General features: G+C 61.6%; 13 protein-coding genes. 10 read left to right on the forward strand and 3 right to left on the reverse strand.

What is annotated here, in order from left to right; translation table 11 throughout:
* Window positions 1-9 precede the first annotated feature (9 nt).
* Both ACWRN3_RS05670 and rfbB read right to left on the reverse strand, forming a co-directional pair.
* On the reverse strand, window positions 10-1,455 hold the full coding sequence (locus ACWRN3_RS05670) for a sugar nucleotide-binding protein (protein ID WP_476740087.1): 1,446 nt from the start codon (window positions 1,453-1,455) through the stop codon (window positions 10-12).
* Window positions 1,456-1,458: 3 nt separating this feature from the next.
* Window positions 1,459-2,457 carry a dTDP-glucose 4,6-dehydratase gene (gene rfbB, locus ACWRN3_RS05675; protein WP_476740088.1) on the reverse strand — a complete coding sequence of 333 codons (999 nt, stop codon included), beginning with the start codon at window positions 2,455-2,457 and terminating at the stop codon, window positions 1,459-1,461.
* A gap of 55 nt (window positions 2,458-2,512) precedes the next feature.
* Here rfbB and rfbA point away from each other — a divergent pair, with 55 nt between their 5' ends.
* Window positions 2,513-3,379, forward strand: coding sequence for a glucose-1-phosphate thymidylyltransferase RfbA (rfbA, locus tag ACWRN3_RS05680; RefSeq protein ID WP_476740089.1), 867 nt, complete (start codon window positions 2,513-2,515; stop codon window positions 3,377-3,379).
* A 335-nt stretch (window positions 3,380-3,714) separates the two neighbouring features.
* Here rfbA and ACWRN3_RS05685 read toward each other — a convergent pair whose 3' ends face one another.
* Window positions 3,715-5,772: a GH25 family lysozyme gene (locus ACWRN3_RS05685; RefSeq protein WP_476740188.1), complete on the reverse strand. Its 2,058-nt coding sequence runs from the start codon at window positions 5,770-5,772 to the stop codon at window positions 3,715-3,717.
* A gap of 121 nt (window positions 5,773-5,893) precedes the next feature.
* On the opposite strand from ACWRN3_RS05685, the gene ACWRN3_RS05690 reads away from it, so the two are divergent.
* The 9 genes from ACWRN3_RS05690 (at window position 5,894) to prfB (ending at window position 12,503) form a co-directional block, all read left to right on the forward strand.
* Window positions 5,894-6,145: a hypothetical protein gene (locus ACWRN3_RS05690; protein WP_476740090.1), complete on the forward strand. Its 252-nt coding sequence runs from the start codon at window positions 5,894-5,896 to the stop codon at window positions 6,143-6,145.
* Window positions 6,146-6,492: 347 nt separating this feature from the next.
* Window positions 6,493-7,716, forward strand: a complete 1,224-nt coding sequence (locus ACWRN3_RS05695; RefSeq protein WP_476740091.1) for a CpaF family protein — start codon at window positions 6,493-6,495, stop codon at window positions 7,714-7,716.
* Complete coding sequence (locus ACWRN3_RS05700) at window positions 7,713-8,570, forward strand: type II secretion system F family protein (protein ID WP_324642357.1); 858 nt, start codon at window positions 7,713-7,715, stop codon at window positions 8,568-8,570. Before ACWRN3_RS05695 ends, ACWRN3_RS05700 begins: the two co-directional genes overlap by 4 nt.
* Window positions 8,567-9,508: a type II secretion system F family protein gene (locus ACWRN3_RS05705; RefSeq protein WP_476740092.1), complete on the forward strand. Its 942-nt coding sequence runs from the start codon at window positions 8,567-8,569 to the stop codon at window positions 9,506-9,508. Before ACWRN3_RS05700 ends, ACWRN3_RS05705 begins: the two co-directional genes overlap by 4 nt.
* 76 nt (window positions 9,509-9,584) lie before the next feature.
* A complete protein-coding gene (locus tag ACWRN3_RS05710; protein ID WP_324642353.1) occupies window positions 9,585-9,881 on the forward strand; it encodes a hypothetical protein in 297 nt (98 codons plus the stop codon).
* A gap of 3 nt (window positions 9,882-9,884) precedes the next feature.
* Complete coding sequence (locus tag ACWRN3_RS05715) at window positions 9,885-10,301, forward strand: TadE family protein (protein ID WP_255172633.1); 417 nt, start codon at window positions 9,885-9,887, stop codon at window positions 10,299-10,301.
* Entirely contained in the window at window positions 10,282-10,890 is a 609-nt protein-coding gene (locus ACWRN3_RS05720; protein ID WP_476740093.1) for a hypothetical protein, read from the forward strand. Before ACWRN3_RS05715 ends, ACWRN3_RS05720 begins: the two co-directional genes overlap by 20 nt.
* Window positions 10,887-11,333 carry a pilus assembly protein TadG-related protein gene (locus ACWRN3_RS05725; RefSeq protein ID WP_476740094.1) on the forward strand — a complete coding sequence of 149 codons (447 nt, stop codon included), beginning with the start codon at window positions 10,887-10,889 and terminating at the stop codon, window positions 11,331-11,333. The genes ACWRN3_RS05720 and ACWRN3_RS05725 overlap by 4 nt, the downstream gene beginning before the upstream one ends.
* 54 nt (window positions 11,334-11,387) lie before the next feature.
* Entirely contained in the window at window positions 11,388-12,503 is a 1,116-nt protein-coding gene (gene prfB / locus ACWRN3_RS05730; RefSeq protein WP_159631592.1) for a peptide chain release factor 2, read from the forward strand.
* The last annotated feature ends 117 nt before the right edge of the window (window positions 12,504-12,620 follow it).

Raw genomic sequence — 12,620 nt, forward strand, 5'->3', positions numbered from 1 at the left:
CTGTTGTGTTTATCCGTTTCTCTGCATTTGGCCCGACTCGGAACCGAGTCGGCGAACGTAGGATGTCAACCTAACTGCCGATTCCTCTGGTAGGTAGCCCGTGTTCTTGATTTTGCCCAAATCGAGTGTGCTATCCAGGGGGCGCTGCGCGCCCTGTTTGTCCGCGAAGTATTCTGCCGTGCTCACACCGCTCACTGAGTTTGGCGATTCTCCACATAGTTCGAATACAGAGGCCGCGATATCCGCCCAGGACTGCGCTGGGCCATCATTCGTGAGGTTATAGGTGCCATAGGGGGCTCCGGAAGTCAAAAGGTGAGCAATTCCAGCAGCGATGTCAACAGTAAAACTAAGGCGCCCGTGCTGGTCATTCACGACCGAAGGTTTTACCCCCTTTCGCGCGAGATTAGCCATAGTCCGGACAAAGTTGTTGCCTTCCCCGATAACCCAACTCGTCCTGATGATGTAGTGGCGGGGGACCACACTGACCACCGCGTCCCCGGCCGCCTTGGTCTGCCCATAGACACCAAGGGGGCTGAGCGGCTCCTCCTCGTCGTGGCTGTGCGAGGTGCCGTCGAAGACATAATCCGAGGAGACATGAACCAACGTGAGGTTATGCTCGACGGCGGTACGCGCCAGGTGCGCCACGGCGGTAACGTTGATGGACCAGGCAGCGCTGCGGCCCTCTGCCGTTTCCGCAGCATCCACTGCCGTGAAGGCTGCAGCGTTGACAATGGTGGAGTAGTTCTTCCAGTTCCTGCTCGTGAAACTTTCCGCACTGGTGAGGTCAAACTCTGCCCGGCTTGCGAACTCAACTGTTGCGTCGCCGTCGTACGTCTTGCGCAGTGCTTTACCCAGTTGCCCGTCCGCACCCACCACAAGGATCTTCCTCGCCGGCATTGGTGCAACGTCAGGCATCCTGGGGTGCGCCTTGTCCTTGTCCGAGAGCTCGGCCTGGGCAAGTGGAATCGGCCACTCAATCGCCGCTGTCTCATCTGCCAGGTTGAGGAAGGTGTACTGACCCTGCGCAGCTGCGGACCAGTGGTCATTCACCAGATAGGTGTAGGCCGTGTTGTCCTCGAGTGTCTGAAAGGCATTGCCGACACCTCGTGGAATGAAAATGGCCTGGCTCGGATCAAGCTCGGCGGTGAAGACGGCACCAAATGAGGGGCCCTCCCGAAGATCGACCCATGCCCCAAAGATGCGGCCGGTGGCAACCGAGATGAACTTATCCCAAGGCTCTGCATGGATCCCACGGGTGGTCCCGGCCTTTTCGTTGTACGAAATGTTGTTCTGGACCGGCCGAAAATCCGGAAGCCCAAGGGCAACCATCTTCTCGCGCTGCCAGTTTTCCTTGAACCAGCCGCGGTTATCTCCGTGCACCGGAAGGTCATAAAGAACGACGCCGGGAATGGGGGTTTCGTGGCCAGCAAGCTTCTTAGAGAACTCCAGCGACATGGATTACTGGCCCTGTTCCTTGTACTTTGCTTCGGTGGTGGCTTTCTGCGGTCGCCACCAGTCCTCGTTATCCCGGTACCAGGCAATGGTGTCTTCAATGCCTTCGTCGAAGTTGGAGAACTGGGGTTCCCATCCCAGTTCATCGCGCAGCTTGGTGGAATCGATGGCGTAGCGAAGGTCATGGCCGGGGCGGTCCACCACATGGTCGTAGGCGTCCGGCGACTGGCCCATGTGCTTGAGGATCAGTTCAACGACGTCCTTGTTGTTCTTTTCACCGTCGGCGCCGATCAGGTAGGTCTCGCCGATGGTTCCTTTCGCGATGATTGCAAGTACAGCGGATGAATGGTCATTGGCGTGGATCCAGTCCCTGACGTTCTCGCCTTTGCCATAGAGCTTGGGACGGATCCCGTCGATGACGTTGGTGATCTGCCGGGGAATGAACTTTTCCACGTGCTGGTACGGGCCGTAGTTATTGGAGCAGTTACTGATGGTGGCCTGCAGACCGAAGGACCGTACCCAAGCCCTGACCAGGAGGTCGGACCCGGCTTTTGTGGATGAGTAGGGGCTGGAGGGGTTGTACGGCGTTCGTTCGGTGAAGCGCTCCGGATCATCGAGTTCCAGGTCCCCGTAGACCTCATCGGTCGAGATGTGGTGGAAGCGCTTGTTGTGCTTGCGCGCCGCCTCAATCAGCGTGTACGTGCCGATGATATTGGTGTCCAGGAACGGGCGGGGATCGTGCAAGGAGTTGTCATTGTGCGATTCAGCAGCGTAGTGGACTACGACGTCGGAGTCAGCCACGAGGCCATCTGCAAGCACCGGGTCCGCAATGTCACCCTGGACGAAGGTGAAGCGTTCGCTTGGAAGCCCCCGCAACGACTCAAGGTTGCCTGCGTACGTCAACTTGTCCAGAACAGTTACGTGGTCATCGGTGTTTTCCAGGACATAGTGGACAAAATTTGAGCCAATAAAGCCGGCTCCGCCGGTCACGAGAAGTCGCTGCATAATTCCCTAGACTACCGGATTTGCTGCCGCTCCCAGCGAAGGGAAAGATGGTGGCATGCGCGGAATAATACTTGCCGGCGGAACCGGCTCCAGGCTTCATCCCATCACGCTGGGTGTCAGCAAGCAGCTGGTACCGGTCTACGACAAGCCGATGATCTACTACCCCCTGTCGACGTTGATACTGGCAGGGATCCGGGACATCCTTATCATCACCACTCCTCACGACGCGGAGCAGTTTGAACGTCTGCTGGGGGACGGGTCGCGATTCGGTGTCTCCATCACCTACAAGCAGCAGCCTTCTCCGGACGGGCTGGCACAGGCGTTTGTGCTTGGGGCTGACCACATCGGCGACGACAGTGTTGCCTTGGTGCTGGGTGACAACATTTTCTATGGGCAGGGGATGGGGACTCAGTTGCGCCGATTCAAAACGATCGACGGGGGAGCCGTCTTCGGATACTGGGTCAAGGACCCCTCCGCGTACGGTGTGGTGGAGTTTGACGACAATGGCAAGGCCCTGTCGCTGGAGGAGAAACCCCTGGCACCGAAGAGCCACTATGCGGTTCCGGGCCTTTATTTCTATGACAACAATGTGGTTGACATTGCAAAAAATTTGGAGCCGTCAGCCCGCGGGGAGTTGGAAATCACCGATGTGAACCGCATCTATTTGGAAGCCGGGAAGCTGCAGGTAGAAATCCTGCCGCGCGGCACCGCTTGGCTGGATACCGGGACTTTCAATGACCTCAACGATGCATCGAACTTCATTCGGACCGTTGAGAACCGGCAGGGTCTGAAGATTGGCGCCCCGGAGGAGATTGCCTGGAGGCTTGGATTCCTGACGGATGACGAGCTCCGGGAAAGGGCGGAACCCTTGGTTAAGAGCGGCTATGGGGCCTACCTGCTGGAACTCCTGGCTGAGAAGTAGGATTTTGGAGAGCAGAGACCTGGAAGAAGTGTGATGCGGCGCTCCGCCCTTCTTCCAGGCTCAGGCAAAACAATCCAGCAACAGGATGAAGATTCTGGGCTCCTGAAGCTGCGGTGAACGTTGAGCCCGGCCGGCACCCCGCACCCGCCCTGCCGGCCACCCACCAAGGCCAAATCGAACCGTCTAACCGCAGGATGACTGACCTGACGCGCCCTATGCCCAGACCTAGGATCAGGGAACGAGTGGAGGGCCGCTCTTCACCCGGCTCCACCACCCGGATGGGACCGCGTCACGTCGTGTTCCTCCCTAATCCCGGGCTCTATCCACTTGTCGGTTCAGTACGTAAGGGACCGGCACCCCAGCTGAGAGTTGTAAGCAGAGAAAACAGACAATGCAACTCCATACGTGCAGACGCTGTACTGTCCCCGTGCCGAAATGGGAACTGACGAAAGGTAGCCGTGGTCGCCTACAGTCTTAAGAACATTGTTTACATCAGGCCGCTTGAGATTTGCAGTAAAGGGGTAACCTCTCGTGCTCCCGTCCGGATACTTGATATAGACGTGGACGGGATTGGATATGCCGGGCAGAGCCGGGTCCAGAGTCCAGCCTTGAGTGGTTATTGTTGCTTGACCGTTTGAAACCTGGATGCTGGCACTGTCCAACGATCCCATCGTGGGCGGAGTGGACGATACCGAAATTGTGCGGCAGCCGAGTAGCGTGGGGCCGCTCGACAAGGGTGCTACTGCGACCGCTTGAACGCACACGGAATAGCTGCCAGTGGACGTGATTGGAAGATTCACCTGGAATCCATGATCACCTATAGTAGCAAGGGCACTGTTAACGTCCGGCCTCTTCAGATTCGCTGTGGCAGTGCTCGTAACGGGGGTGGTCACCGCCGCTCCATCTTTTGCCGAGATGTAGACGCTGACGGGGATGCTGGTTTCAGGTTGGTTGGGATCCAATGCCCAACCAGTAGCTTGCAGGTTTGCCGCGTTTGCAGTCAGACTTATAGACGCAGAGTCGTAGCTTCCCATGGGAGATGGGCTTGCCCCGACGGTCACGGTTTGGCAGCCAAGAGGTCGGTTTGCGTTCCGGCCTATCGCATACGTGCACGCCTGATAGGCACCCGGTGCGGTGACGGGAACCTGGTAGTCGAAACCGTGGTTTCCCGCCAGACCGGTAACCGACTGCACATCGGGCCGCGGGACATTGGCAGTCATCCGGTAACCGGTGGTAGTTCCGTTAGGAGCAGTAACATAAGTGTCGGCATAGGTGGAAGCACTCGGATCTGCAAGGTCCACTGCCCAGCCCTTCAGCTGGAGCGAGACCTTGTCTGTACCGCGGACCTGTCCCAGGCTGTCGAAGTTGCCGATAGACGTCTCGACTCCGGTGGCAGTAACGCTTTTACAGCCAAGTGGCGTATTGGCGAAAGTGCCGATGGAATAGGCGCAGGCCGTGTAGGTTCCGGATTTGCTGATCGGTATGAGACCGTCAAAACCATGTGAAGGGCCGTATCCGAAGACTTGGTCAACGTCTGGACGGGAGGTGTTGGCAGTCCACGGGTAACCTGTTGTGGTCCCGTCCGGCGCTGTTACATAGACGTGCGTCTGGTTGGAAACAGCTTTATTCGCCAAGTCCACAGACCACCCCCGGGCCCGGAGGGAAACCTGGGTGCCATTCCGGCTTACGGACAGCTCATCGTAGTTGCCAGTTGGAAGGGCAGCGCCCGCAAAGCGCTGGAGGGACGCGTAGTCGCCGTTCCATACATTTGAATCGCCTGCGAGTGGCCCGGTGCTGCTGTATTGCCACATGCTGTACGTGCTCCAGCTTGCAGGGACGGCGCCCGCATTGTCGCTGGGTGAGCTAGGATACGCGGCGACCCACAGTGGATAGTCCCCAAAGCCGGTCTGGCTCCCTAGACATTGGTTCCACCAGCTCGTGTTGGTGTAGATCACCGGCAGGCGGCCTGTCAGCGAGAGCATGGTGTTGCCAAAGTCCCGAACCCAGGAAGCGAGTTGGCTTCCGGACATGTCGTAGCAGGTATTGCCGAAGTAGAAGCCGTTGATCGTTCTGCCTGCATATGGATTGAACTCGAAGTCCAACACGGGCGGCATTGTGTAGCCGTCGGCTGACCATCCGCCGCCGTTATTCACGAAGTAGCGTGCCTGGTCCGCGCCTGAGGACCAGTTGGGAATGGCGAAGTGGTAGGCGCCACGGATCATGCCGACGTTCCGCGCTCCCTGGTACTGGGAGTTGAACAGATCATTGGTGAAGTAGTTGCCTTCTGAAGCCTTTACATACGCGAATCTGGCACCCATGTTCCATTGCTGCTGCCAGTCGACGCCTGTCTGGTGCCCGCTGACGTCAAGCCCCTGCACACCAAACGAGGGCATCCAGGTGCCTTGTGCGGTCAGCATTTCGGTGCTAAGCCTCCCGGCCGCGCCGGAGGTGGTTGCAGCGACTCTTGCCGAGCGCTGCCCCATCTCAGCTCCGCCCGGGCCAATGGCTTGGGCCATGGTCTGCGGGGAAGGAGTGGGGCTCGGTGACGTCGTAGGCAAGGGCACAGATGCCGGTGAAGAGGCCATCGACGTCGGCGCCGGATTCGGGGCGGCGGTCACGCTCGAACTTGGAGCGGGGGCAGTCGAGGGGACCGGGGCCGGCGTCACTTCCGAGGCAGAGGCGGCTCCGCTCAGACCTGGTCCTGCTACCAAGGAGCAGGCAAGTATTACGAGCCCAAAAGACTTCAGGACTGGGCGACGGGACTGAGACAGGTTCCGCTTCATATGTGCTCCGGAGACAATGGGGCGCTCCCCCGAGCGCCTCTTTGGATACTGCTCAGGTGAATTCCCCCAGGAAGGCACCTGATAGTGCTATTTCGATAAATAACGCGCTCACCATAGCACCCGTGTTACCAGCGGAACCAGTGATTCTGATGTTACTTATGTGAATCCTGTGGTCATGCCGATTCAATCCTGAGGCCTACTGGAGACAATCTTGAGGTTTGTCAGTTATCCACACAGCCGGAGGATGACTTGTTGCCGCCGGGCAAGCTCCCTAGGCTGTAGCCCAGTCGCACTGCCTCCACCGGGGGCGGCAGTTGTATGGGGGAACATATGGACGCGCTGGGAATTGTCGAGGACGAAGTCCGCGAGCTCATCCGCCGCCGTGGACTGGACCCGCTCAGGCAGGCAGGCGAGGTCCGGCGGTTGGTCGAAGCAGCCGTCACGGATTACGACGAACGGACTTTGATGGGGCCCCTGCCGCCCCTCGGCCCGCTTGATGCGGCCCGCCGGTTCCTCTTCGACGCCGTCGCCGGGTTCGGCGTACTCCAACCGCTCCTCGATGACCCGTCGATCGAGGAAATCTGGCTTAACGCACCCAACGAAATCTACGTGGCGCGCAACGGCGAGTCTGAGCTGACGTCGCTGAGCCTCACGGAACAGCAGGTGCGCGATCTCGTGGAGCGCATGCTCAAAAGCTCCGGCCGAAGACTGGATATGTCATCCCCGTTCGTCGATGCCGCGCTGCCGGACGGCTCAAGGCTGCACGTGGTGATTCCAGATGTCACCCGCCGTCACTGGGCAGTGAACATTCGCAAGTTCGTAGTGAAGGCCAGCCGCTTGGAACATTTGGTGGAGTTGGGCACGCTGACGCCGCAAGCAGCACGCTTTCTCGGCGCTGCGGTGTCCAGCGGCCTCAACATCCTCGTGTCCGGAGCAACCCAGGCAGGTAAGACCACCATGCTGAATTGCCTGGCCGCGAGCATCGGAAGCCGGGAACGGGTCATCACCGTCGAGGAGATCTTCGAGCTCCAGTTTCCCCTCCGGGATGTTGTGGGCCTCCAGTGCCGTCAACCGAATCTCGAAGGCGAGGGCGAAATTCCCCTCCGGCGCCTGGTAAAGGAAGCGCTGCGGATGCGTCCGGACAGGCTGGTGGTGGGGGAGGTGCGCGAAGCCGAAAGCCTGGACATGCTCATTGCCCTGAACTCGGGCCTTCCGGGAATGTGTACCGTCCACGCGAACTCGGCACATGATGCAGTCACCAAGATATGCACGCTCCCGCTCTTGGCGGGCGAGAACATTTCCAGTGCTTTCGTTGTTCCCACTGTCGCGTCCTGCATCGATCTCGTCGTGCACTGCAGCAGGCACCCTGAAGGACGGCGGCAAGTCACGCAGATCCTGTCGCTGGGCCGTCGCGTGGAGAACGGCGTTATCGAATCATCCCTGGTCTTTGGCCTGGAGGACGGCGCCCTGCACCCCCGCGCCAATGCCATGCCTTCGGCAGAGAAATTCTCGAGGGCCGGGTACGACGTCGCCGCTCTGCTGGATCCGCGATGACGGCCACGCTGGTGGGAACGCTCGCCGGGGTTGGCCTCTTCCTCATCTGGTGGTCCTGCTGGGAAACGCCAAACCGTGGTCACCGCGAGCGTAGGCCCGGTCGACTGGCTGACCTGCTCGCGGCCGCCGGGGTCGACAAAGTCTCTGCGCGCGGTCTTCTGGGGACGTGCCTTGGGCTGGGGATCTTTGTGGCACTGCTCTTTTACGCGCTTAGCCGCTCCTGGCCTATCGCCGGCTGTTTCGGGCTCTTCGGAGCGTGGCTGCCGATCACCATACTCCGCTGGCGGGCCAGGAAACGGACGGCAATGCTGCGCCAACTCTGGCCCGACGTCGTCGATCACTTGCGGTCTGCAATCCGGGCAGGCCTGCCCCTGCCGGAGGCCCTCATCCAACTTGGGGACAAGGGGCCCGAGGAACTGCGGCCCCTGTTTCGCGAGTTCGGTGCCGACTACCGCGCCGGCGGCCAGTTCGATGGTTCTCTGAACACGCTGAAACAGCGGCTGGCCGATCCGGTTGCTGACCGCATCATCGAAGCACTCCGGTTGACGCGCGAAGTAGGGGGCTCCGACCTGGGGAAGCTCCTGGGCACACTGGCTGAATTCCTGCGGGAAAACGCACGGACCCGCAGCGAGCTCGAGGCGAGGCAGTCCTGGACCATCAATGCCGCCCGGCTCGCCGTTGCTGCGCCGTGGATCGTGATGATCCTCCTCGCGACAAGGCCCGAGGCAATCCAGGCGTACAACACTCCCATGGGTGCCGCAGTACTGCTCGGGGGCTTGGTGGTCTCTTTGGTTTGCTACACGATCATGTTGAAGATCGGGGCGCTGCCGCAGGACGAAAGGGTGCTCCGATGATTGTCCCTTCTCCTGCAGCCTTGGCTTGTGGAATCGGCCTTGGCCTCGGTTTGTGGCTTGTGATTTTCCGGTCCCCTCCAATGCGCCCCTTGAGGCTGTCGGATCGGATTGAGCCCCAACTGAAGTCGCAGAACCTGGAGTCGCGACTTCTGCGCGCCGGTGAGCAGAACGTGACGCCATTCGGCCCTCTTGAACGGATCCTCCGTCCCGTCTTCCGTGACTGGCTGTCCGCCCTGGGAAAACTCAACCCCTCGCCCGGCGCCACCACGCGGCGCCTTGCCCAGGCTGGAAACAACAAGTCACCCATCGACTTCCGCGCCGAGCAGTTGCTGTGGGCCGCGGCCGGTTTCGTATTCGCCCTCACCGTCGTCCTCATTGGTGCCGCAGCGGGCAGGTTCAGCCCTTTCCTCGCGGCCGCGGTGATCATTGGCAGTGCTGCAGCGGGCTTTGTGCTGCGCGACTACTGGCTCGGCGTCCAGGTCCGACGACGGGAAACCCGGATTATGGCAGAATTCCCCAGCCTTGCCGAACTGATGGCCCTGGCGGTCGGCGCAGGGGAGAGTGCGACGGGCGCCCTGGACCGGGTCTGCAGAAGTGCGAAGGGCGAACTGTCCAAGGAATTCTCGAAGATCCTCGCGGAGACAAGGGCAGGCAAGCCCTTGGTCCTGGCCCTGCAGGAGTTCTCCGCGCGCACCGATCTTGCACCGCTGGTCAGGTTCGTCGACGGCATCATCGTAGCGGTGGAACGGGGGACACCCCTCGCAGACGTGCTCCGCGCCCAGGCGCAGGACGTACGCGATTCAGCGAAGCGCGACCTCATGGAAGCCGCAGGGAAAAAGGAAATCGCCATGATGGTGCCGCTGGTATTCGGAGTGCTTCCCCTGACGGTGGTATTCGCGGTGTTTCCCGGTCTCGCGGCGATCAACCTGGGCTTCTGACGATGAGTACAACCCGAAGCCCGCATTTCAGCAACACCTGCAAGTCCCCTCACCGAAACAGGAATAGGACGCAAAGATGAAAACCATGGGAATCCGCTGGGCGACGCTGTTTCTGTCCCTGGCCGCCTTGCTGCAGCTCCAGATGATCCGGGCTGTTCGCCCGCACCCGCGTCAGGCCGCACAGTGCAACGTCGGTTCCGATCACGGCCGGGAGGCGCCGGCACCCGCATGCGATCATCCGGAGCGCGGCGACGTACCGGGCTGGGTGATGATTACGTTAATGTCAGCGGTTCTGGTGGCAGCCCTGCTGGCGCTCGCAGGCCCTGCACTTGAGGCCATGTTCAACCAGGCAATGGACAAGGTGGGGAACTGAACCATGAGGAGGGCTGCTCCCCGCACGGCTGAGCAGCCGGCGCTGTCCCGGGCAGGCGAGCGGGGATCGGCCGTGGTGGACTTCGTCCTGGTCGGCGGGCTGCTGACGATGTTCTTCCTGGCGATAGTCCAGCTGACCCTGGTCCTCCACGTCAGGAACACCCTCATCGATGCTGCCGCGTCCGGGGCGCGATACGGAACCCTCGCTGACCGCAATGCCTCCGACGCCGAAGAACGGACCCGCAGCCTCATAAGCCTGGCCCTCAACCCGGGCTTCGCGGAACAAATCAGTTCCAAGGAAGTGAACGTCAGCGGCATGCGCACCCTGGAAGTCACGGTCCGCTCTCCCATGCCTGTCATTGGTCTCATTGGACCGCGGGACCTGCTGGAGGTGAAAGGGCATGCAGCTGTCCAGCCCTGACCCATTCACCCGGAAAACAACGCCCGGCTACCACCCCGTACTGGGCGCCAAGGCGCACCTGCACTTCCGGACCCGGCTGGCAGAAGCACTCTGCCGGGAGCGGCCCGGGGACACCGGCCCGGGGAACCCATCCCAGGAGTCCGCGCCCGCCCGCAGGGAAGGCGGGAACCAGCCGGGCCCGGCCCATGAACAGGGAAGCGCAGTGGTCGAATTTACGTTCCTTGCACTCCTGCTGATGGTTCCGCTGGTGTACTTCGTGATCACCGTCGGGCAGATCCAGGGAGGCTCCTTCGCCGTGGTGGGCGCCGCGGACCAGGCAGCGAAGGTCTACGTGGCCCAGCCTGATGCCTCAACCGCCCAGGCTGCAGCCGAGCAGGCGGTGGCACTCGCCCTCTCGGATTTCGGTCACCAGGCGGACCGGGCCAGCATGACCACCGCCTGCAGCCCCGCAGGCTGCCAGGCGGCGGGCAGTACGGTAACAGTGACGGTGAGCCTGAGTGTGCCGCTGCCGTTCATCCCCTTTGCCGAGGGGCTGTCCGCCACAGAGGTTCAAGCGTCATCCTCCCAGCTGGTAGGGCGGTACCGGTGAAGCGCAGGGAACCGGACGAGAACGGCCAGTTGATGGTTATGATCCTCGGCTACGTGGTCCTGGCGCTCCTGGTGGCGACGGTGGTCATCGGAATATCCGCCGTCTATCTGGAGCACAAGCGCCTGCTGTCCCTGGCGGACGGGGCATCGCTTGCTGCTGCCGACAGCTACACGCTGGGGGAAGTCTCATCACAGGGCGGCAGCCCCTCGGCAGTCCTCAACCCGGCCCGCGTCCGGAACGTGGCCGCCGACTTCGTTGCCAGGAGCCCTGCGTCGCAACGTTTCTCCAGCCTTGCCGTTGCGGGGGCAACGGGTACGCCGGACGGTTCCACCGCCGTCGTGGTCCTCACAGCGGACGTCCACCCGCCTGTGGTGAATTTCCTGATACCCGACGGCATCCCCATTGAGGCGACGTCAACCGCGCGCTCGCGGTTGGCCCGGTAGGACGCAGGCCGCCGAGGCCGCCGGTATCCCCCGATAGCGTAGGCTTAAACCACCATGGCCAATATTGATTTTTCCGCTGAAATCCGCGCGCTCCGCGCCACCTACGAGTCCATCGAACGCGTCACCGACGTGGAGGCGCTCAAGGAAGACATCGCCGAACTCAGCGAGCGGGCGGGGGAGCCAAACCTTTGGGACGATCCCGCGGCCGCGCAGAAAGTCACTTCCCGGCTGTCCCACCGCCAGTCTGAACTGGAGCGCCTCACCAACCTGGAGTCCCGGATCGACGACCTCGAGGTCCTGGTGGAACTCGGGCAGGACGAGGACGACGCCGACTCGATGGGGGAGGCCGCTGCCGAACTCGAGTCCATCAAGAAGGCCCTCAAGGACCTGGAAGTGGTCACCCTGCTGTCCGGCGAATACGACGAACGCGAAGCTGTGGTCTCCATCAGGGCCGGTGCGGGCGGCGTGGACGCGGCGGACTTCGCCGAAATGCTCATGCGCATGTACCTCCGCTGGGCTGAGCGGCACGGCTACCCCACCACGGTCATGGACACCTCGTACGCGGAGGAAGCCGGACTGAAATCAGCCACTTTTGAGGTGAAGGCGCCGTATGCGTACGGCACGCTCAGTGTGGAAGCCGGCACCCACCGCCTTGTCAGAATCAGCCCGTTTGACAACCAGGGACGCCGCCAGACGTCGTTCGCGGCCGTTGAAGTCATTCCGCTGATCGAGCAGACAGACTCGATCGAGATCCCGGACAACGAAATCAGGGTGGACGTATTCCGTTCCTCCGGCCCGGGCGGCCAGTCGGTCAACACCACGGACTCTGCCGTCCGCCTCACCCACATCCCCACCGGCACCGTGGTCTCCATGCAGAACGAGAAATCGCAGCTGCAGAACCGCGCAGCTGCCATGCGCGTGCTGCAGTCCCGGCTCCTGCTGCTGAAGAAGGAACAGGAGGACGCGGAAAAGAAGGCGCTGGCCGGCGACGTCAAGGCCTCCTGGGGCGACCAGATGCGCTCCTACGTCCTGAACCCGTACCAGATGGTGAAGGACCTGCGCACCGAACACGAGGTGGGCAACACGTCCGCGGTGTTCGATGGCGAGATTGACGATTTCATCGACGCGGGCATCCGCTGGCGCACTGACAACCGCAACGCTGAAAAGTAGGCCGTCCTCCCGGGTCCTCCCGGCTGGCCGCCGGCTGATCCGGCGACACGCGCCCGAAAGCCCGCCCAACCGCCGGCCATCCTGCGTATAGTCGAGGGGCCGGGGCCCTACTTTCCC

The sequence above is a fragment of the Pseudarthrobacter sp. rb genome (genome assembly GCF_056389225.1).